This window comes from Heyndrickxia oleronia, assembly GCF_017809215.1.
Taxonomy (GTDB): Bacteria; Bacillota; Bacilli; order Bacillales; family Bacillaceae_C; genus Heyndrickxia; species Heyndrickxia oleronia.
The window spans coordinates 4,091,719-4,113,548 of record NZ_CP065424.1 but is presented as its reverse complement, the minus strand read 5'-3'; the positions used below and the strand labels follow the sequence as shown (position 1 = coordinate 4,113,548).

Here is a 21,830-nt window from a genome sequence, read left to right as displayed (position 1 = left end):
GGACAAACTAATTGTGTTTCATGATGAATGAATCTACAAAGGTATATTTGCACTAATATTTTTATTAAAAGGGTGACGATTATGCTTGATGAAAACACAATTAGTATTGTTCAAACCACTGCTCCTGTGTTAAAGCAACATAGTAAAGAAATTGGGAAAAGATTTTATAAACTATTATTTGATAAAGCCCCTGAATTAAATAACATTTTTAATCAAACGAACCAAAAAAGAGGACTCCAACAAGAAGCTTTGGGATATGCTGTGTATGCCGCCGGAGAACATATAACAAATCTTGAGGCAATCAAACCTGTAATAGAGAGAATTTCTCAAAAACATCGGGCGATTGGTATAACACCTGATCAATATCCAGTGGTAGGTGAAACGTTATTGCAAGCAGTAAAGGATGTACTAGGTGAAGCTGCTACAGAAGAAATAATTGATGCATGGGGTAAGGCTTATGGATATATTGCGGATGCGTTTATTAGCATTGAAAAAAAGCTTTATGAAGAAACTGAGCATCAACCTGGAGGATGGGAAGGCTATAGAGATTTTTATGTAGATAAAAAAGTGAGAGAAAGCGAAGATGTTACATCCTTTTATTTAAAGCCCAAGGATGGTAAAGGAATTGCAACATATAAACCTGGGCAATATCTTACCATTAAGGCAAAAATTCCAAATGAAAAATATACTCATATTCGTCATTACAGCCTTTCTGAAGCTCCTAATACCAACTATTATCGTATTAGTGTGAAACGAGAGGATGAACATCCGAACACTCCTGAAGGAATTGTCTCGAATTATTTACATAAACAAATTAAAACCAACGACATCCTTCAGTTTTCTGCCCCGGCGGGAGATTTTGTTTTAGATAACAAAAGCACTCCTGTTGTTCTGATTAGTGGTGGTATTGGAATTACTCCCGCTCTTAGTATGTTAAATACTGCTGTAACGGAACAACCTAATCGTAAAATAATATTTTTACACGCAGCGCGGAATAGTAAGTATCATCCTTTTAAAGACCACATTCAGCAATTAGAAAACAATCATCCAAACTTAAAATCCTTAGTTTGTTATGATTCACCAACAAATGAGGATAAACAGGAGAAAAACTTTGATAAGGAAGGATATATTGATTTGGAATTTTTAAAATCTAATGTATCAGACAAAAATGCTGATTTTTATTTTTGTGGTTCTATTCCTTTTATGGATTCTGTTATTAAAATATTAAATGAATGGGGTATACCAGCGGAGCATATTCATTATGAATCCTTTAGTCCAGTGGCTATTTTGGGAGAGGACTAATTAAATATTTAAAGGTTGATTAGTGAGCATTTAAACTAAAGTTGTAAATCACTATTGATTAATTAAGGGAGACAGTCAATCTAACTCGTATTACCAACATCTTTGATAATAATAATGATTATTTTACTATTAGAATCTTATTGACGTGTAAAAGATACTAAGAATTAATGGAGAAAAATCCTGAAACAATGGCCCCTCTCGAATGAGAAGGGCTTTCGAGAATGATTTAAAAAATACGTCTTCTAAAGCGAAATGAAAAGACGAAAATAACTGCTGCAAATGGCATAAATCTTCTTCTGAAACCCGATATCAAGAAGAACCCTCCTGGAGGTGGATCCCCACCAATTACTCCTCGATATACTCTTCCGTCACGCATTCTTACTTCAACTGGTTCTCCTCGATATCTCATCATTGGATTCATTTTGTCACTTCCCTTTTTTTGTATTAAACAAAAGGACAGAGGCTTCTGTCCTTTAGTGGTGTGTTCACTTAATATGACCAATAAGAAGTACCTACAATGATAAGCAAAATAAACAATACAACGATTAATACGAAGGAACTGCCACCACCATATGAGGTTCCGCCATGACTATAACCACCTGCTCCACTCCACATATATACTCACCTCCATATAATAATTTAGAGTTCGTTCTTACATAAGAAGGGTTGTTATTAATCAAATAGAATCAATTAATAACCTCCTCCTACAAAAGAAGTTCCTACAATGATAAGCAAAATAAACAATACTACAATTAAAGCAAACCCCATTCCTGTGCCTCCCATATTCACACCTCCTGTTCATAAACTAGATACTATAATCTATCCACTATTACATTATGTAAATCCTAATATGATGGAATGGACAAACGTAATAAAAAGTAGAAAATCCATGTTTGTCTAATAGATTTAAATCCTATGGAAAAAAGCGTATGCAATAGACATACGCTTTTTTCTGGGAGGTGATCGTTATGGTGGTGGCTGCAGCTAATATATAAATTATGTAGAATTTAATAATCTGCTTGGACGAGTGTATTTGTATTTATAAATTGTAGATTAAACCTATCATTGTCCATAGTAAAAATACCTTCACAATAAGGTCAAACTAGCTAATCCTGGTATATTTATTTCGAGATATTAGTCGAAGTATTTTTGAAAAAATAGATAAACAGTGTGTATCCAATATAAAGTTATCTTATTGGAGAGTAGTAATAATGCAAGAAGTTTTGGTGATACTCCATTTATATTATTTGAGTCAGCATCGAAAACAATGCAAGGTGTTAGAGGAGGTTATTCGACAATGGTTTTTCCTGCATTTAGTATAGACAATACTTTTGTTATTAGCATCGTTGAAAAACCTATGATAGAAAATAATTAAAAGATCCCCTCTTCATTGAGACGGGTCTCTTAAACTAACAGGAAGGATTAGTTTAATGAGGATATAGATTTCTATGCAATAATTATAACCATTTCTTAGTATCATTTTAATAATATAGGCAAGCTGTTTTAGTGTGTTAGGTACAGTAACCACAGCATTTAGAAATTTCAAGGTATGGTAAACTAAATACACGAATAAAATGCTTTGTTAAAAGGGAATATCGGTAAGAGGGAGTATGCTGTGAAAATTACTAGGGAGACTTTAGAAAATAAGCAAATTTGGATATATGGGGGATCGCTAATTTTTGGAGGGATTATGGGAATCAACAAAGGTATAGGAACTAATTTAGAATGGATGATTTCGCCACTCATCGCTATTCTTATGTATGGAATGTTTGCTCAAATTCCATTTTTAAAATTGCGTGAGGCTATAGCAAATTTCAGATTTATTTCTGCATTATTAATAGGAAATTTTATAGCTGTTCCAATAGTTGTTTGGATTTTAACGGCAATGTTCCCTCAATCACCTCCAATTTTATTAGGGGTTTATTTAGTTTTACTTACTCCATGTATTGACTATGTAATTGTCTTTACTCAACTTGGGAAAGGGAATGAAAAATTAATCTTAGCATCTACACCTATCCTATTTGTCGTACAAATGATATTACTTCCTGTATATCTATGGATATTTATTGGTGAAGAGATGGCAGGAGTTTTTGAAGTAGCTCCATTTCTTGAAGCTTTTCTATTCTTAATAGTTGTTCCCTTAATATTTGCCGTAATTTCTCAAGTATGGGCGAAGAAGAGAGAAATTGGAGTGAAAGTACTAGAGTTTACAACTTGGTTACCTGTTCCATTTATGGCTTTAGTATTAATTGTGGTCGTTTCCTCTCAAATTGGAAGGGTTTATAGTGATTGGGAATTAATTGTACGAGTCATTCCAATATATATTTTATTTTTAATCATTACACCATTTATATCTAGACTGATCGCCAATATATTTAGATTGGATAAAGGGGCAGGAAGAGCTTTAATATTTAGTACAGGGACTAGAAATTCGCTTGTAGTCCTTCCATTAGCATTAGCTTTACCCGAAAATTGGGCAACATTAGCTGCTGCAGTGATTGTTACACAAACAATTATTGAATTAATAGGAGAATTAATCTATATAAGAGTTATTCCAAGGTTAATAATTAAAGACCATTCCGAATCTAAAATACAGTAGTTGTTGTGAGTGATAGAGAGAACAATTAAAGCTGTATAAAGAGGAAAGGGTCAGGCAGAGAAGAAATGTACTTGGTGTAACGGGTGCATTCCTTTAATAAGGGATGCCTTTTTTGATTAAAGGATAGACGAGCGGTATTTTCTTAAGTTCAATAATGGAAAAAGGAAAGCTAAATAACAATTAGATATATAAGTTTATGCATTTTTATGTAATAATTATTTTGTGAAATGTAAATTTACTATTTATACATAGTGAAAGTGGGGATCATAATGGCAACGGGAACACATACAGTAGACATTCCAGTAGATGTACAAGCAGTTTGGGATTATGTCAGTGATCTTGAAAAATGGGCGACGTCAGTGCCAGCCTATAAAGAACATAAACTCATCAATGACAAGCAATCTATCTGGACATTTGAAGGTAATGTGAAAGGTATTAAAAAAACAATACAAGCTCAGGTTGATATTACTGAATGGAATGAACCTTCAAATATTAAATTTGAACTAAAAGGTTTATCAGATAATTTTACAGGAAGCGGTCAATTTACTGCAGAAGATGGTAATGGTAAAACAACAATGACTTGTACGGTGAATGTTCATGCAGGTGGATTAACGGGTGCAGTGCTAACACCAATCATTAAATGGGCTGTTCCAAAAGTAGCATCTCGTTTAACAGAATCTATCGCACGTAAAATAGTAGTATTCTCATAGTTTTCAAAGATTGAAGGCTGAATGATATTGGAGATTTCTTCTAAGTGACGAATGCTAGTATAAAAAGTTTATTAGAAATTCAATAATTAGTGGAAAGGGGCTATCCAAAAGAGGATGGCTTCTTTTTTTTGATCAATAATGGGTGCAATTCAAGAATATAAACGCGCTGTTTTTTTAAGAATAGAACCACTTTATGTAAGAAGGTATGTTTATCGCATACAATCATTAATTCATGCTAGAACAAATAAAGGTGAAAAACTGATAGTGGCTTCTCTTGTAAAGGTTTCTAAACTATAGGGGTGAATGTTTAACAGGGAGCCTTTTTCTTATGCATAAGTAGCAGTTTAGTTGACTATCTTTTGTTCAATAGATCTATTAAATTGTTGACTAATTGTTTTGGGCTAAGTACCTATACATTAAGTACACTCTCATTAAATAATGCATACGATAATTTGTATAAATCTTTGAAAGGAATGAATTAGATGTACTATACCTCCTGTATGTATCCATACCAATCTAATGTTTATGGGGCTAATGTTCAAATGCATAATAATTATATAAGACATCCTGATTACTGGAATAATTATAATAACCAAAGAAATAAGGTGAAAGATTATGGGCGAAAGCCATTTGTAGTCAATATTAATGAAGCTGCGAAACATAACAATACTTATCGAACTGCTTTGTGGACAGGAAAACATTTGCAAGTGACATTGATGAGTATTAATGTTGGTGAAGACATCGGTTTAGAAATTCACCCTAATACTGACCAATTCCTACGGGTTGAACAAGGTCAAGGGGTTGTGCAAATGGGACAGAGAAAAGATCATTTAAATTTTGTTCAAAAAGTTTATGATGATTTTGCCATTATGATACCTGCTGGCACCTGGCATAATGTAACGAATACAGGTAATATCCCTTTAAAACTTTATTCTATATATGCTCCTCCACAACATCCATTCGGTACGGTTCATTTAACTAAAGCACAGGCTTTAGCGGCGGAAAAATAGAATTCTAATTAATACTTTCTGGGGCTTACTTCAAAGAGGAGTAAAGCCTTTTTGTTAATCCACGAATTGGCAGTTTACCTCAATGAAAAGGTCTACGATTGTACTATACCAAATGTAAAATGACTATAAACTTTATTTAGTTTTAAAACCTCAAATACGTATTATCCCGTACTGCTTTAGGACGGGGTTAAAATTAGTTGTTTTATTTTTGATGTAAATTATTAGTGAAGACTGACTTATTGAAAATCAATCATATACGTATAACAACTAAATAGCATTTTTGATTTCCAAACTAAAATTTTTATCTTAAATCAGAGAAGGTATGAAGTGGTACATAAACGATTTTATTGCCAAGTTTCCTGTAAACCCTTACTATGAAAAAGAAGTTTATTTAAGAGTGTAGAAGAAACGGAGATTTAACATGTGGGATTTATTATCACAAATGCTATCACGAATGACGCTTATCATCACGATTGCTTTTCTCTTTACACGGCTGCCTATTTTTAGACAGATGATTTATCGGGATTTAAACATCAAAGGTAGCTTTGTTATGATTATGCTCTTTGGATTATTTGGTGTCATAGGAAATTATACAGCCATCGTAGTCAATCCAGATGCACATGTAATTTCTAACTTATGGAATCCTGAACTTCAAATGGATAATGCCATTGCCGATACACGTAATATTGGCATTATCATTGGAGGCCTGGTTGGAGGCCCAATTGTTGGACTTGGATCAGCATTAATTGCAGGTGGACATCGTTTATTTATGGGGGGATTTATTAGCAATGCCAGTTTTATCGCCTCACTTGTAGGTGGTGGATTAGCTGGACTTTTCGGCCGTAAACTACGTGGAATTGGCTTAATTCGACCTTTACCTATGTTTTTAATTGGTCTTTTGATCCTTATCATTCAAATTCTACTTATCCCATTGATTACTACCCAGCACATGACAGCTTTTCATTTAATTAGCTATACTGGAATTCCGATTATCGTCATCAATAGTATTGGTATCTGGATTTGTGCGATGATTTTTTATAGTGTGATTCAGGCTGAGGAACGAACACGTGCCAATCAAACGGCTACTGCACTATCCATTGCAGACCGGACACTTTCACTTTTCCGTCAAGGGTTAAACGAATCCACGGCATCAAAAGCCGCAAATGTCATCCAACAGTTAACCAATGTCGACCATGTAGCAATTACCCGTGGTATTAGAGAGCTAGCTCATACAGGTGGAAGCAGCAATCCATCTGAGCTTAAATATAGAGAGCAGGTAATTCAAACGGGGAAAATGAAAATCGTTCGATCCTATACGAATGCATTATATCCGCGAAATGCAAATAAGGCGGCGTTTATTGTATTACCATTACTTGTGAAAGATAAAACAATTGGGACGTTAACATTTTATTTTCGCCACCCATTTCTCATGACGTCTGTTGAACGTGAAATGGCAGAAGGACTTAGTAATTTATTTTCTAGTCAATTAGAGCTGGGAGAGGTTGAACGCTATAATCAGTTATTGCAAGATGCCGAAATAAAGGCGCTCCATGCTCAAATTCATCCTCATTTTTTATTCAATGCTCTAAATACAATTGTTGCGCTTTGCCGCATGGATCCTATGCTCGCTCGTAAATTGTTACTTCATTTATCTACCTTTTTAAGAAACAATTTGACAGGACTCACAGACCGTCTTGTACGTATCGAAAAAGAATTGGAAAATGTCCATGCCTATTTCGCATTAGAAGAAGCTCGATTTCCTGATAAATTTGAACTTAGCGTCGAGATGGATCCGAATCTCAGTCATGCTCTTATTCCACCATTTATTCTACAACCGCTTGTAGAAAACGCGATTACCCATGGTGAATTAAAGAACTTGGGGGAGATTGGCAAAATCCACATTAACATTAAGCAACGAACAGAAACGAAACTACAGTTAACGGTGATCGACAATGGAATTGGCGTGCCACCAGAAAGGCTCGTTGATTTAGGCCAGCGTGTTGTTAACTCCACCAAAAACGGAAGTGGGTCGGCACTCTTTAATATTAAGGAACGCCTAACCGCTTTATTTAGCCGGGATGCGACTTTTAACATGGAAAGCAAACAAGGGCAAGGAACTACCGTTTCAATTACATTACCGATACAATTTTAATTACATAGAGAGGTTAGGTAGATATGCTGTATGCGTTTATTGTAGAGGATGAACAATTTGCACGAGAGGAATTAAAATATTTATTAACTGAAACAGGTGATATAGAGATTATTGGCGAGTCCGAAACGATGCACGAAGCTCTATGGGATATTAATGAATGTCAACCTGATGTGGTGTTCCTTGACATCCAGCTGGCTAAAGGAAATGGAATGGAATTGGCGAAACAATTTAAACATATGAAAAAACAACCGATGATTGTATTTGCTACAGCTTATGATGCGTATGCACTTGATGCATTCGATTTGGATGCAATTGATTACATTGTTAAGCCAATTGATGGGGTGAGGCTTCGTAAAACTGTAGACAAATTACTAGTTCATGCACAGTTCCATCGTGGTAAACCGCAACAAGAGGATATACAGCCACAGGGAACAAAAACAATTCCAGTAAAAGACGACGATCGAATGATTATTGTACAAGTTGATGAGATTTATTATATAGGAACAGAAAATCGCCAAACGTATATTAAAACCGCACAGCATAAATATGAAACAGATCTGTTACTTTATCAAATATTAGAAAAGTTAGGAGATGACTTTTTACAAGTGCATCGAGGATATATTGTTAATTTAAAACAGGTTTCCGCTATTGAGCCATGGCTTAATCGTGCGTATAATTTAATTTTAAAAGATGGATCAAAAGTACCTATCAGTCGCTCCTACGCGAAACATGTTAAACAAAAATTGGGAATTAAATAAGTTGATTGCGTCTTGCCTTCAAAAAATAAAAAAATAGCATCCATTCTTTCATTAAAAGGATGGATGCTATTTCTGTAATTTATTAAGACCAGCCAATCATTTGGGCGATAACAAGTGTTACAACCGAAATTCCTGCCCAAATGAGGAACAATGGGAAGAAGAAACGAACCCATTTTTGCCATTGAACACCTGCAATCGCAAGTGCTGCCATGAAGTACCCACTTGTCGGATAAAATATATGGGTGAACCCATCACCAAGTTGATACGCTAGAACAGCAGTTTGTCTCGTCACACCAACCATATCAGCAAGTGGCGCCATTATTGGCATGGTTACAAGTGCCTGTCCACTACCAGACGAAATAATAAAGTTAATAAAAACCTGTACAACATACATACCAACTGCCGCTAATGCAGGTGGCAAATCACCAACGAGCGAACCAAGCGTATGAACCATCGTGTCCATAATGTTACCATCTTCTAGTACAACAGCAACTGCCCGAGCCAGCCCAACTATAAATGCTCCCATTAAAACATCTCTAAAACCTTGGTTAAAGGCTTCACAAATTTCGCCTAATTTAAGACCGGCAATCATTCCGACGACAATTCCCATGATGATAAATAGTCCTGCCATTTCAACCATAAACCAACCTTTTGAAATGACACCATATACAAGAATGACGAAGAATACAAGCGCTACAACCGCTGCCCACTTTTGCCTTGCAGTGGCGGAAATAGCTTCAGCTTTTCCCACACTAGTATATAAAGCACGCTTTTCCACATCTTCCTCATATACTAGACTACGTGTTGGATCTTTTTTGATTTTCTTTGCATAACGGATAATGAATAAAATAGCTGCCGTAACTGTCACAATAAAAACGATTAAGCGTAATCCAAGTCCAGAGAAAACAGGCAATCCCGATAATTTTTGTCCAAGCCCTGTATTAATCGGATTTAGAACACCTGCTGTAAAACCAACAACAGTTCCACAAAGTGCAATAGCTGCTGCTGTAATTGAATCATAACCCAGTGCAATAATAAGAGGCATAATAACCGGAATGTAAACAAGTGATAATTCTGCTGTACCAATCAATGTTGCTATAACGGCAAACACGGTTGTTAAGACAGGAATGAGCATAATACTTTTATGCGAGAATTTCCGTGCCAGTTTATCAACAGCGACCTCAATGATTCCGGTACGTCTTAGAACCATAAACATCCCACCAATGATAAACGTGAAGAATACAACCTCACCTGCGTCAATCAATCCCCGTGGAATCACCGTTAAAAAGTCTATAACCCCAACAGGTGTTTGTTCAACATGATGAAAGGAATTTGGGTCAATTGTTGTCCGACCTTCTGGACCTGGTACACGTTTAAATTCCCCCGCCGGAATGAAATAGGTGGTAATGGCGGCTAGCGCACTAAAAACAAATAAAATGACATAAATATGTGGCATCTCAAATTTTTTCTTTTTCTTTTTTGGCTCCTGTTCCGTGTTCAGTTGCTCTGTATTTAACATGTTACTCCCCCCGGAATGTGTATGATATTACCAAATAAGTGCAAATAGTACTAAGTCAATCTTGGTATGTACACATTATAAAAAAGAAAACGCTATCTCGGACGTTTTTGTGACAAAGTGTTCACATATAAAACAAAAGGTACACATTCCGAAACGAACTGCACACTTTACTTGTCATTATGTGAATTTATTTGCACTTGGGAGATGAATGCAATATTAGGATGAAAGTTAAATGGAGTTGTGAACGGGAACGGGTTCGGGGTAACGAAAGAGTGTGAATGGATCCGCAAAAGAAGAAAAACCGGGGGTTCCGGTAACTAATGTGAGCGAATGGATCCCCAAAGGGAGCAAAACCCGGGTTCAGGGTAACGAAAGAGAGGGAATGGTTTCCCAAAAGGAGCAAAACCAAGGTACAGGGTAACGAAAGAGAGAGAATGGTTCCCCAAAGGGTGCAAAACCCGGGTACAGGGTAACGAAAGAGAGAGAGGGAATGGTTCCCCAAAGGGAGCAAAACCAAGGTACAGGGTAACGAAAGAGAGGGAATGGTTCCCCAAAGGGAGCAAAACCCGAGTACACGGTAACCAAAGTGAGCGGATGGATCCCCAAATGGAGAAAAACATGACCACTGTAACGGGGATATATGAAAACAGAAGTGCAACTAAAAAAAACCTTAATCATTTTGTAAGTAAAGGCTTAAAACCTACTTTTAAGTCTACTTCGACTAAATGGATAGATTACTTTTACAATTCATTAACTAAAGAACAGATAAATAATATGAAGTAATTCGATGTACTGATTTAAGGAGGCTCAATTTATATGGTAAATTGGGGGCAAATTAGAGAAAAAGGTAAAAGGCGAATTGTCCTATTGTATGGAATCGTCTTATCAATACCGTTGATACTTGACTATTATATAGTTAAATATCTTCTTAAATCGTTCCGACTAGACTTTACTTTTGTTGAATTTTTGATTGTTTCGATCTTTTGTATTTTTTTAGGTCTCATACTTGCTTTACTTATTTGGCATAGGATGGAGAAAGATTGGTCTAACACCAATTCCTTTTTTAAGAAGCGGGGATAGATTTTTGCCAAGGTGGCAGGTTTTTTGAATAAAGACCTAGAAGAAGTAGTATTAGATGAAATAAATTAGTAGATATGGAGATAAAACTATGAGGATTCGTGAAATTAAAGAAAAGGACAATCAAACAATAGAAAAAATTATTAAGCGTTCTTTGGAATCATTGAACTTAAACATTCCAGGAACAGCCTATTTTGACCCTCAACTGAGCAATCTAACACAATTTTACAAGGAGCAATCAAATGCAAAGTATTGGGTTGCAGTGAATGAAAAGGATGAAGTGTTAGGCGGTGTGGGTATTGCTCCATTTGGACAGAAGACGGGAATTTGTGAGCTGCAAAAGCTTTACATTACCTCCGAAGCTCAAGGCATGGGTTTGTCGAAAGAGCTGATGAAAGTAGCACTCGACTTCGCTAAGGAACATTATACTCACTGTTATTTAGAAACATTGAAGAAACTACAAGTTGCCAATCTCCTTTATATCAAATTAGGTTTTCAACAACTTGAAAAGGCACTAGATGGTTCTGAGCATAGTGCTATGGACGCTTGGTATATAAAGGAATTATCGTAAACTAGTAGAATACATATATGATTTTGCAAGATTACTCTCCAGCTAAATAAAGATTTTTTTGATAGCTGTGGATGGAATATGAGATCTTGTAGCATTACATGGAAATGAGAAATAAACACGCTTTTAAAAGTAGAATTAAAGAGTATGGATAAATTACTTGATCAATTATTGGAGCACTCTTTTAATAAAGGATGCTCTTTTTTTAGGGGAAGTAAATGGAAAAGGATTGAAACTTGTTCGAGATATAAAGGTTGTACAATTGATCTTGATTCAAATATTACCTGGCTTTTTACTACTATTCTATTTTTAGAGAAAAATAAAGTGATTATAAATATCAATATGGCAAGATTGTAAAGCTATTGAAGGTAAACAGCTCTTAATACTTAATCGCTAGCTAAAAAAGGCTTCAATAAAAGCCCTTATTTAGCTAGCATTTTTACAATCATAGATAAGCGTTTAAGACCATCGTGTATTTCTGGAAGCGGAGCAAATGAATAGGAAATTCGTAGATATTGTTCAGCATGATGATCATAAACATTTCCTGGGTTTAGTAAAATTCCTTCTGAGAGTGCGATTTCAAATAACTTTCTCATGGAAATTAACGGTAACAAACGCAACCATATGTAAAATCCTCCAGTGGGTTTTTGCCAAACCGCTAGATCGGAAAAATACTTGTTCAAAGTATCTAAAGTAAAATCTCTTCGAATTTTCAGTTGTTCTCTTACTTCATTTAAATGTTTAGAGTAGAATCCGCTTGAAAACCATTCTACAGCAGCCCACTGTGATAAAGAACTAGAACCGTAATCGGTTTGCATTTTAATATCTGCTAAATGCTCAACTACTGGTTCTGGACCAACAATCCATCCAATACGGAGACCAGGACTTAAAGATTTAGATAAACTTCCCAAATAAAGTACAAGGCCATTTTTGTCAAAAGACTTAATTGGTTTTGGTAAATGTTCATCAAACCATAGTTCTCGGTAGACATCATCTTCAATCAAAGGTAGTTGTTCTTGTTGACAAGTATCCAACAATTGTTTCCGCCTGTCCATAGTCATTAACGTACCCGTTGGATTATGAAATGAAGGAATGGTATAGAGTAAAGCAGCTTTTTGTTGCTTTTTATATTGTTTAACAAGCTTGGCTTGAATTCCTTCTTTATCCATAGGGATACCCATTAAACGCATACCTGCTGACTGGAAGACATTTAAAGAATGAAGATAGGATGGTTTTTCTGTTAATACGGTAGAACCCTTATGTAATAAACCGACACTGATAAGCTGTAGAGCTTGTAATGCACCGGATACAATTAAAATAGAAGAAGGAGAAGCATAAATCCCAATTGTCTTTAAATAGTTGGCTATCTGTTCTCTTAATGGCAGCAACCCCTTCGGTTCTTCATATCCATAAGAAATTTCTCTATTTGCCAATTGATGAAATATTTTTTTCATTGCCATGCTCGGAATAAGATTTGGTGATAATTCTCCAGTTCCAAGACGAATGATGTCAGGAATAAATTCAGCTTGATTTATTTCTTGAATCGTTGGCAAATTTGGCTTGTGAGTTCCTACCTTTACATATGAAGTCCAATCGGGAGGAGGCATGGTTACTAATAAATTCCAAGTATTATTAACCACTCTGGTTCCACTGCCGCTTTTTCCTTCAATTAGTCCTTCAGCTATTAATTCATCATAGGCAGTTACAACTGTACTTCTATTTACTCCTAACTCTTTTGCTAAAGTACGTTGAGGAGGGAGCTTATATCCTATCGTCCATTCACCATTTGTTATTTTTTCCTTAATAAAATCAGTGATCTGCCTATGTAAAGGTACCGACGATGATTTATTTGGTTTCCAATCGGTTGTAAACATCAAAACGTTCTCCTCTTTTTGTTTCTATTATATAACTTGGTTGGTTTGAGTTCCATCCAATTGGTTGGAGACAAAGACAATATTTCAACTACAATTTACCTTGTAGCATAAATCGAAAGGGGAATTTTATATGATAGAACCATTTATTCATGGGTTTATTCTTTCACTTGGATTAATTCTGCCACTTGGTGTCCAAAATGTTTTTATTTTTAACCAGGGGGCTATGCAACCTCGATATATGAATGTATTACCAGTCGTTATAACAGCTTCTCTATGTGACACCCTATTAATTTTAGTATCTGTTTTAGGGGTTTCCTTACTGATTTTAGGTTCATTTTGGTTTAAAGTTATTTTAATTGGGGGAGGGGTTATTTTTTTAGTCTATATGGGATGGACTACATGGAATAGTAAACCAAATAATCAAAGAAATGCAGATGTAAATAAATTTTCTTTAAAGAAACAACTATTATTTGCGGCATCTGTTTCTTTATTAAACCCACATGCAATCATGGACACTGTGGGGGTAATAGGAACAAGCTCAATAAAATACCATGGAGTTGAAAAAGTAATATTTGCTTTTACATGTATTATGGTTTCATGGCTTTGGTTTATTGGACTTTCACTAATTGGTAGAGTCATAGGTAAAATTGATAAATCTGGAACCTTTTTGTTGGTCTTGAATAAAATATCTGCCATTATCATGTGGGCGGCAGCAGTGTATCTTGTTTTTTCTTTATTTAATCTATAAGCAATTTAAGAGGTTATAGAAAGGAGATAGGTCATATGAAACCAAAGTTTTGCCCTAATTATGGTAAGAGACTAATTGATGAATCATTTTATCTTAAATCATTTTCCAGCCTAATTTTTAATGACGAAAAAGAAAATGCATTAGTTTTACCAGTTAAAGGATGGGGAGTAGATTGTTTTCACTGTAATTGGGAAGGAGAAGTTCCTTTCTTCCAAGAATGAATAGGGATTCCATCATCTTCTTAAGCTAATAAAGGCTCCTTTTCCTTTAATAGGGGTTGAAATAAAGGGGATATTAGTTGGATATAGGGTTTCGCTATTGAAAGTGAGGAGGTACTATTTACTTAACCTAAGATAGCAGCTATTGATTATTTTTATTTGTATTTTTATTAATTTTTTTTATTAAATATTCAGTTTGAATTTGACCAATTATTGCAGCAATCATTGCGTTTGCGATATTAATGATAATGAACCATTTCAAAATCTTTTTTGTTTCATATTTCATTCTACTCACCTTTATTAACAGTTATTTTAAATTAGTATCAACATAAGAAAAACTATTATTCAACAAGTTAATAAAAAGTATATAAATGAAAAGCGTAGAGCGATGAATTCCCAACCAATTTTATGGTAACACCATAAGTTGAATAAACAGGTAGTTACTTTAAAAAGGAAATAAGTATAAAGTATCGAATTGATAATTTGAGGTGGGAAATCAATGCTTAAACAAATCATTCAAAATTGGAAGCAGTATTGTAGTGATGATAATTTTGTAGGTATAGGGTCTACAAGAAAAGTATATAGAGTTTTAGATTACGTAATAAAAGTACATTTGCATCCAATCGGTTATAAACAATCACTTAATGAATTAAAAGTTTATTCTTCAATGGCGGATAAAGGTCTTGATTCATTACTCGCTCAGACATATTACGTTGATGAATTCATATCTGTACAAACATATTACAGACCCTTAGAACTAAAGGACAATCAATCGTATGAGATAAAGGTGGTAGAACACCAACATTTGATTCCTGATTTGTTTGAAGAAGTTTTAGAAATATTAGATAAAAAATTTGATTGCTTTGATTTAAAAGACAGTAGTAACTATGGTTTAAATAATGATGGTAAACTTGTCTTTACCGATTATGGTATGACAAAGAGTTTATATGACAAAGAGTGGGTTCCGTTTGCCGAAAAAGGTATAATTCCACAAATTCACTTTGACTTTTGCAAAGTTTGTGGAATAGAGAAGGAACTACGAATGTACGGAGATAATGACAAAGACAAACGTTGTTATAATTGTGGTAAGGAATAAGGAGAATCAATGTGTTGGAAAGTTTGTGAAGAGTCCAGCTTATGCTAATGGTGGCGTTAGTTGAACAAAGCAATCATAATTTGGTTTTCCACAAACCTACAATTAGTTAGTAAACTTTCTTTAATAAAAAGTTTAATGGCTATGCCCATGCCAAAATACTTTCTTTAATATCTGAAAGTTCATTTTCTCATATCAGTTCTTTTGCCATTTACAAGAGGATTAGTATTGATTCAATACATAGTTATACTAAATGAACATGATATTTTTAATAAAAGGTTTGGATAAATTTATTAAAAATACAAGAGAAATAAAATGTACGGTCAGTGGCATGTCAATGACCGCTTAATCAATTATTGTAGAAAGGAAATGAGAATTGAAATTAGAACGTTTGATTTCCATCATATTCAAGCTCTTAAATAATGAAATTTTGTCAGCTTCAAGTTTAGCTGATGAATTCCAAGTATCAACGCGAACCATTTATAGAGATATCGAAGCGATTTGTGCTGCAGGAATACCAGTCGTTTCTTACCAAGGTACTAACGGAGGTTTCGGAATTATAGAAGGTTACAAATTTGATAGGAGTTTAATAGGTTCCTATGACATATTGAACCTCGTCACTGTATTAAGTAGTTTATCAAGTATTTTTGAAGATAAGGAAGTTGAACATACGATAGAAAGATTAAAAATGCTAGATACAAGTGGAAACAATCGGACTTTGTTAGTTGACCTAGATAGCCATAGAACAGAACCGAATTCTTTAATGGATCTGCGAAAAGCTATTCATGAAAAAAGGGTAATCCGTTTTGATTATGTAAGTAATAAAAATGAATTTACATCACGTGAATTAGAACCTGTTCACCTTCATTATAAGTATCGCAACTGGTATTTATATGGGTATTGTAGAGAACGTCAGAATTATAGAGAATTTAGAGTATCACGTATGATGAGTATAATTTTGACGGAAAAAACGTTTGTCCAAACTCACGAAAGGAAAGAAGATTCAACTTATTCAGATGACAATCTAGAAGGATTTGAGGATGTAGTAATTTGGGTTAATCCTAATTCCTTAGCAGGAGTATTAGATCAATTCCAGAATTCTGCTAAAGTCATGAACAGTGATGGAAGTATGACAATTACACTATCTGTTTATCAACCTCTACATGCTAGATGGCTTAAATCAATTCTTTTAAGCTTTGGTAGTGGAGCTAAAGTTATAAAACCTGTGGAACTGCAATCAATTATAAAAGATGAGGCAAAAAAAATAATGAAAGTTTATGAAGATATATGACAATCTGCTGTCATATATCTTTTTTTATAATACGAATATCAAGTTTTGAAACCAAGAAGCTAAGGAGTAGATGTTAAATGAACCATGCAAAAAATATGTATAAGTACCATGTTTGGGCTAATAAGGTGTTATTAGAAAGAATAAACGAACTACCAAAAAATGTCTTATATGAAGAGGTAAGTAGTTCATATCCAAATATTGCTCAAACGTTTAGTCATATCTATGTGGTAGATGTTATGTGGTTACAAGTACTTAAAGGAATGGATATGCAAGAGGCGTTGGAAGCCTCTATGGTAATTCTAGAAAAGGCTAATTCCTATTCATTAGACGAGTTTGTTAAGTATTTTGAAGAACTCGCTTTACAGTACGAAGAATGGATGAATAGCCAAAATGATTTAGAACAAAAAATTAATTTGAACAATCCTTGGTCAGGAGCTAGAGAAACTGCATACTCAGAAATTTTATTTCATGTTGCTAACCATGGTACGTATCATCGAGGTAACATAACAACTATGTTAAGACAACTGGGATACGCTTCGACAATGAATGACTTCTGTTTATATTGGTATCAGAGTTAAGGCAAATTGTACTTCAAATGAAGGATAACTCATTTATGAGAATACAATAATTTAAGTCGATTCCTTAGTGTATAGGAATTCGACTTTTTTAGGTTGAAATTCGCTTGTTGTAAAGATTTCCGAGGTTCTGATGTTACCCCTAATATAAGTTAAACTTCCCCCTACATCACAAATATTTGTTAAAACTATGCCGAATATTTTTAACCTACTTAGAAGAAGTAAGAGTTGGAGATCTAGTGAGGATCAGCAGCTCTTTTTTTATTCATAGAAGCATTTTCTGAAAGAAGGAGATAAATCAATTATAGATAAATTATAAGTAATAGCTAAATTTGTGAGAGGTGAAACTCAATATGGATAAAGATAGATATTATTTAGAAATAGCACTTAAAGAGGCGGAGCAAGCTTTGAAGGAGAATACTTATCCAATTGGAGCTGTTATTGTTGATGAGAGTGATAATTTAATTGCAAAAGGGAGAAATCGCGTTCATCCAAATCAAGATGCGACAGCCCATGCAGAAATCGATGCTATTAGAAATGCTGGTCAAGCCATTTTAAATGCGAAAGTTAAACGAGAAAAATTTACAATATATACAACCTTAGAGCCATGTCCAATGTGCACAGGTGGTATATTGTTCGCAAATATAAAAAAAGTGGTATGGCTATTAAATGATGATTTAGGCTTTGGAGGGTACAGAAAAATAAAAGCAGCAAATGTCTTTGAAGAAAGATTTGATGAAGTCGATATAATTGAGGAACCTTTCGAGGACTTAAAAAAGAGACAAGTGGAGCTAATGGGAAAATGGGCAATCAATCCGAATAATGTAGTTCATTTAAGAAAGGCATTAAATAAGTAATTTATTATGGACTGCTTTGACAGTCCTTTTTGTTATCGTTCTTCACCTTGTTCGTTCAGAAGAATGTTATCATAGTCTCTTGAGATTTTTTTCAATTCTCTCAAATGTAAACAGTTATCTATTAGATTATGTATCCATATTTTCAAGGACAGTATCTCTCTTTATTTTGCTCATCTATTTTTTACAAGAAGATAGACTTTATTCATGAAAAAACTCATATTAGGCACTATGTTTTATCAAAAGTTAAGAATTCTTAAGGATTTTTACTCCTTTTTCTTCAGATTTGGATTTTAAAGTAGGATTATCAATTCAAATCAATGGAGTGATTATCAATGAAGCGATTGTTTTTCCTATTTCAATATATAGTTAATCCTAGAACAGTTGGTGCAATACTTCCTAGTTCCAAATTTCTTGGAGATAAAATGGTAGAAAGAATTAATTTTGCGAAAGCTAAATACATTATCGAGTATGGACCAGGTACCGGTGTATTCACAGAGGAGCTGCTCGAAAAGCGAAACCCAGAGACCATTATTGTATTGGTGGAATACAATAAGGAATTTTACTTACTTTTGAGAGAAAAGTTTAAAATGGAAAAGAACTTATTCATTATAAATGGTTCCGCAGAAGATATTCATAATTATTTAAAGGACTATCATATTCCTTATGCAGACTATGTTATTTCTGGTCTTCCTTTTGCAAGTTTGCCAAAAAACATTTCCCAAAAAATTTTAACAAATACCACTAAAATTTTAAAAAAGGATGGAGAATTCATTACTTTCCAATACACTAAATGTAAAAAGGCTTTTATTGAACAGTTTTTTACTAAAATTCATGTGAAGAGAGAGATTAGAAATTTGCCACCAGCCTATGTCTTTAACTGTTCTAATCCACAAAAGAATATGGAGGGATAATATGGAGTCTAAAATTCTTATTGTTGATGATGACAAAGATATTAGAAATCTAATTTCCGTTTATTTAGAAAACGAAGGTATGCGCACTCAAAAGGTTGAAGATGCTATTGAAGCTCTAAAACTATTGGAAAAAAGAGAGTTTGATCTCATTATATTAGATATAATGATGCCGAACATGGATGGAATAGAAGCATGTATGAAGATTAGACAAGAAAGAAATATGCCCATTATTATGCTTTCGGCAAAATCGGAAGCTGTAGATAAAATTCAGGGACTAGCTTCTGGTGCAGACGATTACTTATCCAAACCATTTAATCCCTCCCCATAAGTGGAATGCTGGTGATTACTATGATAAAAAGAGATTTTAATGTTAAACTGTTAGGTATCTTTTTCGGAAATGAGTTGGATTTATGCAAGAATTTACGATTAAAGGCAATCAAGGGTTTATCCGAATGGAACTACAAAAGGCTAGTGATTTTCTACAGAATACAAACCAATGTGGTGGATATGATGCTGAAGGGATTGTTGAAATTAAGAGTGGAAATTATTATGTATTAGGCAAAACCTGGTTTACCACTAGTGAAGTCTATGAATTTTATAAGCAATTAGATCATTGTTATAGGAACCTTAAAGGGAAGGCTATTTTTTGGAATTATGAAGCTTCTCTCAAGATAGAAGTTATATTTTATCAACTTGGTCAGGTCGTTTTAAAGGGTTATTATAAAGAACAAGCATACTTAGATAATGAATTACTATTTGAAATAGAAAGTGACCAAACTTTTTTACCACCAACAATAGAAGAACTTGAAAGGTTTGTTGAGCATTACGGTCATTAAAAGGGAACATCAAGCAGGGGCATTCCGTTAATAAGGAACGCTCTTTTTTTATTCAAGTAGAGGTAAGTTTAATAGGTAATTCATTTTAATGGGGATTTTTTTACTCTTGACCTTAGAGTTTACTCCAATGTTATGGTGTATGTACTGGAGGGTGGTTAATTTGCAAATCAAAGATTTTGCTAACAAATATTCTATTCAAGCTGATACAATTCGTTATTATGAAAAAGAGAACATATTGAAACCAAAAAGACGTGAAAATGGTTACCGGGAATATGATGAAGAATGTGAAAAACAGCTACAACTTATCATGGTATTAAAGCAATTAGGTTTTACAATAAAAGAGATTCAACAATTACTTATATTAAGAGACGAATCAATATCAACAGAATGTAACAATTCAACAGTATTGTTATTAAATCAAAAAATAATGAAACTTGAGGAAAAAATTCAGTTTTATCAACAAGCATTAAAAGTAGTGCAAACCGTTAAAGAACTAGTAAATGAGGAGAAATATTTAGAAAACAAAGAGGTTATCGAAGATTTGCTAGTAGAATTTTTCAAAAGTATTTATAAGAGGGGAATATCATGACTATTAATCAAATGGTTCGTATTGAAAACGGATTTGCCCTTGCCATTTCTTTTTATATTTATATACAGCTAGACTTTCCAATCTGGTTGTTTTTTGTACTTTTACTCGTTCCTGATATTACAATGATTGGTTATGCAATTAATAATAAAATAGGTGCAAATATTTATAATTTTGGACACAGTTTTATTTTACCCATACTTTTAGCATTAGGTTACTTATACTTTTCAAAGGATTATTTACTAATCATATCTATCATCTGGTTATCTCATATATTTATGGATCGACTATTTGGCTTTGGGTTGAAATATCAAGATTCTTTTAACAAAACACATATACAAAGGCTTTAATTGATTCGTACCTTGATAGAAAATTGTTTGTGTAATCTACATATTTGTTTATACCTAAAAGAGAGCGTTAATCGAAGATGAACTGCACCTTCAATTGTTAAATTAGTGACTAACAATTGGGATGCAGTTCATGAAGGATTAATGCTTTTTTTGTTGAATATATTTACCTGAGATTGACTGAGGGAGGAGGAAAATAGAAAAAAGCTTTTTTAACCTATTAAAAGTGAGGGGATGTATATGCCATCTAATTTTTTTGAAGGCGGGTTACATGGGGAAAATTCTCATGCTGATCCGTTGGAGGTGTTTGAGGGTTTACAGTGGAATACAGCTGGGGTAAAACCTGCAAACTGTCCATATTCAGTGTGGCAGGTTCTAAACCATATGATTTTTTGGCAAGATTTTTATCTTACCTACCTTAAGGGAAGTGTACCTGTTCATCCAGAACATGATGAAGACTCATGGCCCGTTGCGATAGCTCCGACAAATGAAACCGAGTGGAGTGACGCTATTGTTCAATTCAGTAAAGGTCTACAGGAAGCTGAAAACGAAGCAAAAAAAGACTTAAATGAAATGAAGGATGCAAAATTGGAAAGGACTCGTGGTGTCATTTTAGCCACGCTTATGACGCACAACAGTTATCATACCGGACAGGTAGCTCTGATTCGGCGAATAATTGGAGCATGGCCACCTCCATCTTGGTGATACATCGTTACAATTTTTAGTTTGAAAGTTAAACAGGGGACGCGTTTATCTAGAAACGTGTCTTTTTTATTTTGGCTTTTTTCTCATAAATTGT

24 protein-coding genes and 1 pseudogene are annotated in these 21,830 nt (G+C 34.2%); 19 read left to right on the top strand and 6 right to left on the bottom strand.

Annotated features, from left to right (window positions below; all coding sequences use genetic code 11):
- Positions 1-81 precede the first annotated feature (81 nt).
- A complete protein-coding gene (hmpA, locus tag I5818_RS20550; protein ID WP_078110556.1) occupies positions 82-1,302 on the top strand; it encodes an NO-inducible flavohemoprotein in 1,221 nt (406 codons plus the stop codon).
- Positions 1,303-1,528: 226 nt separating this feature from the next.
- Here the strand turns inward: hmpA and I5818_RS20545 are convergent, their stop codons facing one another.
- The 3 genes from I5818_RS20545 to I5818_RS20535 all read right to left on the bottom strand — a co-directional run bounded on the left by I5818_RS20545 (position 1,529) and on the right by I5818_RS20535 (position 2,085).
- Positions 1,529-1,723 carry a hypothetical protein gene (locus I5818_RS20545; RefSeq protein ID WP_078110555.1) on the bottom strand — a complete coding sequence of 65 codons (195 nt, stop codon included), beginning with the start codon at positions 1,721-1,723 and terminating at the stop codon, positions 1,529-1,531.
- Between the two features lie 68 nt (positions 1,724-1,791).
- The gene (locus I5818_RS20540; RefSeq protein ID WP_078110554.1) at positions 1,792-1,917 is read right to left on the bottom strand and encodes a YjcZ family sporulation protein; all 126 of its coding nucleotides are present in this window, start codon (positions 1,915-1,917) and stop codon (positions 1,792-1,794) included.
- Positions 1,918-1,992: 75 nt separating this feature from the next.
- Positions 1,993-2,085, bottom strand: coding sequence for a YjcZ family sporulation protein (locus I5818_RS20535; RefSeq protein ID WP_276514084.1), 93 nt, complete (start codon positions 2,083-2,085; stop codon positions 1,993-1,995).
- An 832-nt stretch (positions 2,086-2,917) separates the two neighbouring features.
- Between I5818_RS20535 and I5818_RS20530 the strand changes: the two genes are divergently transcribed.
- The 5 genes from I5818_RS20530 (at position 2,918) to I5818_RS20510 (ending at position 8,531) form a co-directional block, all read left to right on the top strand.
- On the top strand, positions 2,918-3,901 hold the full coding sequence (locus tag I5818_RS20530; protein WP_078110176.1) for an arsenic resistance protein: 984 nt from the start codon (positions 2,918-2,920) through the stop codon (positions 3,899-3,901).
- A gap of 269 nt (positions 3,902-4,170) precedes the next feature.
- Positions 4,171-4,611, top strand: a complete 441-nt coding sequence (locus I5818_RS20525) for an SRPBCC family protein (RefSeq protein ID WP_058006571.1) — start codon at positions 4,171-4,173, stop codon at positions 4,609-4,611.
- Positions 4,612-5,093: 482 nt separating this feature from the next.
- A complete protein-coding gene (locus I5818_RS20520; protein WP_078110175.1) occupies positions 5,094-5,621 on the top strand; it encodes a cupin domain-containing protein in 528 nt (175 codons plus the stop codon).
- Between the two features lie 421 nt (positions 5,622-6,042).
- On the top strand, positions 6,043-7,773 hold the full coding sequence (locus tag I5818_RS20515) for a LytS/YhcK type 5TM receptor domain-containing protein (protein ID WP_078110174.1): 1,731 nt from the start codon (positions 6,043-6,045) through the stop codon (positions 7,771-7,773).
- 23 nt (positions 7,774-7,796) lie between these two features.
- Positions 7,797-8,531: a LytR/AlgR family response regulator transcription factor gene (locus I5818_RS20510; RefSeq protein WP_078110173.1), complete on the top strand. Its 735-nt coding sequence runs from the start codon at positions 7,797-7,799 to the stop codon at positions 8,529-8,531.
- 82 nt (positions 8,532-8,613) lie between these two features.
- Here the strand turns inward: I5818_RS20510 and I5818_RS20505 are convergent, their stop codons facing one another.
- Positions 8,614-10,050, bottom strand: a complete 1,437-nt coding sequence (locus I5818_RS20505; RefSeq protein ID WP_071977752.1) for a YfcC family protein — start codon at positions 10,048-10,050, stop codon at positions 8,614-8,616.
- A gap of 1,168 nt (positions 10,051-11,218) precedes the next feature.
- On the opposite strand from I5818_RS20505, the gene I5818_RS20500 reads away from it, so the two are divergent.
- A complete protein-coding gene (locus tag I5818_RS20500; RefSeq protein WP_071977753.1) occupies positions 11,219-11,698 on the top strand; it encodes a GNAT family N-acetyltransferase in 480 nt (159 codons plus the stop codon).
- Positions 11,699-12,117: 419 nt separating this feature from the next.
- Here the strand turns inward: I5818_RS20500 and pdxR are convergent, their stop codons facing one another.
- Entirely contained in the window at positions 12,118-13,569 is a 1,452-nt protein-coding gene (pdxR, locus tag I5818_RS20495) for a MocR-like pyridoxine biosynthesis transcription factor PdxR (protein WP_058006577.1), read from the bottom strand.
- Between the two features lie 130 nt (positions 13,570-13,699).
- Here pdxR and I5818_RS20490 point away from each other — a divergent pair, with 130 nt between their 5' ends.
- The gene (locus tag I5818_RS20490) at positions 13,700-14,317 is read left to right on the top strand and encodes a LysE/ArgO family amino acid transporter (RefSeq protein ID WP_071977754.1); all 618 of its coding nucleotides are present in this window, start codon (positions 13,700-13,702) and stop codon (positions 14,315-14,317) included.
- A 35-nt stretch (positions 14,318-14,352) separates the two neighbouring features.
- Positions 14,353-14,538 carry a hypothetical protein gene (locus I5818_RS20485; protein WP_071977755.1) on the top strand — a complete coding sequence of 62 codons (186 nt, stop codon included), beginning with the start codon at positions 14,353-14,355 and terminating at the stop codon, positions 14,536-14,538.
- Between the two features lie 139 nt (positions 14,539-14,677).
- Here I5818_RS20485 and I5818_RS20480 read toward each other — a convergent pair whose 3' ends face one another.
- Positions 14,678-14,821 carry a hypothetical protein gene (locus I5818_RS20480; protein ID WP_158022249.1) on the bottom strand — a complete coding sequence of 48 codons (144 nt, stop codon included), beginning with the start codon at positions 14,819-14,821 and terminating at the stop codon, positions 14,678-14,680.
- A gap of 213 nt (positions 14,822-15,034) precedes the next feature.
- On the opposite strand from I5818_RS20480, the gene I5818_RS20475 reads away from it, so the two are divergent.
- From I5818_RS20475 to I5818_RS20430, 10 genes and pseudogenes are all read left to right on the top strand, one after another.
- Positions 15,035-15,631 carry a hypothetical protein gene (locus I5818_RS20475; RefSeq protein ID WP_078111126.1) on the top strand — a complete coding sequence of 199 codons (597 nt, stop codon included), beginning with the start codon at positions 15,035-15,037 and terminating at the stop codon, positions 15,629-15,631.
- Positions 15,632-16,004: 373 nt separating this feature from the next.
- A complete protein-coding gene (locus I5818_RS20470; RefSeq protein WP_071977757.1) occupies positions 16,005-16,919 on the top strand; it encodes a helix-turn-helix transcriptional regulator in 915 nt (304 codons plus the stop codon).
- Positions 16,920-16,996: 77 nt separating this feature from the next.
- Entirely contained in the window at positions 16,997-17,497 is a 501-nt protein-coding gene (locus tag I5818_RS20465; RefSeq protein WP_071977758.1) for a DinB family protein, read from the top strand.
- Positions 17,498-17,847: 350 nt separating this feature from the next.
- A complete protein-coding gene (locus I5818_RS20460; protein WP_078111125.1) occupies positions 17,848-18,351 on the top strand; it encodes a nucleoside deaminase in 504 nt (167 codons plus the stop codon).
- Positions 18,352-18,683: 332 nt separating this feature from the next.
- Positions 18,684-19,262, top strand: coding sequence for a class I SAM-dependent methyltransferase (locus I5818_RS20455; RefSeq protein ID WP_058006584.1), 579 nt, complete (start codon positions 18,684-18,686; stop codon positions 19,260-19,262).
- Position 19,263: 1 nt separating this feature from the next.
- Positions 19,264-19,581 (top strand): annotated as a pseudogene (locus I5818_RS20450) (response regulator); the annotation flags it as partial.
- A 91-nt stretch (positions 19,582-19,672) separates the two neighbouring features.
- A complete protein-coding gene (locus I5818_RS20445) occupies positions 19,673-20,098 on the top strand; it encodes a WapI family immunity protein (RefSeq protein WP_071977760.1) in 426 nt (141 codons plus the stop codon).
- Positions 20,099-20,258: 160 nt separating this feature from the next.
- Entirely contained in the window at positions 20,259-20,687 is a 429-nt protein-coding gene (locus I5818_RS20440; protein ID WP_071977761.1) for a MerR family transcriptional regulator, read from the top strand.
- Positions 20,688-20,689: 2 nt separating this feature from the next.
- Positions 20,690-21,034 carry a DUF4260 domain-containing protein gene (locus tag I5818_RS20435; RefSeq protein ID WP_169793008.1) on the top strand — a complete coding sequence of 115 codons (345 nt, stop codon included), beginning with the start codon at positions 20,690-20,692 and terminating at the stop codon, positions 21,032-21,034.
- Between the two features lie 237 nt (positions 21,035-21,271).
- Positions 21,272-21,736, top strand: a complete 465-nt coding sequence (locus I5818_RS20430) for a DinB family protein (RefSeq protein ID WP_169846965.1) — start codon at positions 21,272-21,274, stop codon at positions 21,734-21,736.
- Positions 21,737-21,830 lie beyond the last annotated feature (94 nt).

Excerpts from the sequence above, each read along its gene's own strand:
- hmpA (WP_078110556.1), top strand. The coding sequence starts at position 82 with ATGCTTGATGAAAACACAATTAGTATTGTTCAAACCACTGCTCCTGTG.
- I5818_RS20545 (WP_078110555.1), bottom strand. The coding sequence starts at position 1,723 with ATGAATCCAATGATGAGATATCGAGGAGAACCAGTTGAAGTAAGAATG.
- I5818_RS20540 (WP_078110554.1), bottom strand. The coding sequence starts at position 1,917 with ATGTGGAGTGGAGCAGGTGGTTATAGTCATGGCGGAACCTCATATGGT.
- I5818_RS20535 (WP_276514084.1), bottom strand. The coding sequence starts at position 2,085 with ATGGGAGGCACAGGAATGGGGTTTGCTTTAATTGTAGTATTGTTTATT.
- I5818_RS20525 (WP_058006571.1), top strand. The coding sequence starts at position 4,171 with ATGGCAACGGGAACACATACAGTAGACATTCCAGTAGATGTACAAGCA.
- I5818_RS20520 (WP_078110175.1), top strand. The coding sequence starts at position 5,094 with ATGTACTATACCTCCTGTATGTATCCATACCAATCTAATGTTTATGGG.
- I5818_RS20515 (WP_078110174.1), top strand. The coding sequence starts at position 6,043 with ATGTGGGATTTATTATCACAAATGCTATCACGAATGACGCTTATCATC.
- I5818_RS20510 (WP_078110173.1), top strand. The coding sequence starts at position 7,797 with ATGCTGTATGCGTTTATTGTAGAGGATGAACAATTTGCACGAGAGGAA.
- I5818_RS20505 (WP_071977752.1), bottom strand. The coding sequence starts at position 10,050 with ATGTTAAATACAGAGCAACTGAACACGGAACAGGAGCCAAAAAAGAAA.
- I5818_RS20500 (WP_071977753.1), top strand. The coding sequence starts at position 11,219 with ATGAGGATTCGTGAAATTAAAGAAAAGGACAATCAAACAATAGAAAAA.
- pdxR (WP_058006577.1), bottom strand. The coding sequence starts at position 13,569 with ATGTTTACAACCGATTGGAAACCAAATAAATCATCGTCGGTACCTTTA.
- I5818_RS20490 (WP_071977754.1), top strand. The coding sequence starts at position 13,700 with ATGATAGAACCATTTATTCATGGGTTTATTCTTTCACTTGGATTAATT.
- I5818_RS20485 (WP_071977755.1), top strand. The coding sequence starts at position 14,353 with ATGAAACCAAAGTTTTGCCCTAATTATGGTAAGAGACTAATTGATGAA.
- I5818_RS20480 (WP_158022249.1), bottom strand. The coding sequence starts at position 14,821 with ATGAAATATGAAACAAAAAAGATTTTGAAATGGTTCATTATCATTAAT.
- I5818_RS20475 (WP_078111126.1), top strand. The coding sequence starts at position 15,035 with ATGCTTAAACAAATCATTCAAAATTGGAAGCAGTATTGTAGTGATGAT.
- I5818_RS20465 (WP_071977758.1), top strand. The coding sequence starts at position 16,997 with ATGAACCATGCAAAAAATATGTATAAGTACCATGTTTGGGCTAATAAG.
- I5818_RS20460 (WP_078111125.1), top strand. The coding sequence starts at position 17,848 with ATGGATAAAGATAGATATTATTTAGAAATAGCACTTAAAGAGGCGGAG.
- I5818_RS20455 (WP_058006584.1), top strand. The coding sequence starts at position 18,684 with ATGAAGCGATTGTTTTTCCTATTTCAATATATAGTTAATCCTAGAACA.
- I5818_RS20445 (WP_071977760.1), top strand. The coding sequence starts at position 19,673 with ATGCAAGAATTTACGATTAAAGGCAATCAAGGGTTTATCCGAATGGAA.
- I5818_RS20430 (WP_169846965.1), top strand. The coding sequence starts at position 21,272 with ATGCCATCTAATTTTTTTGAAGGCGGGTTACATGGGGAAAATTCTCAT.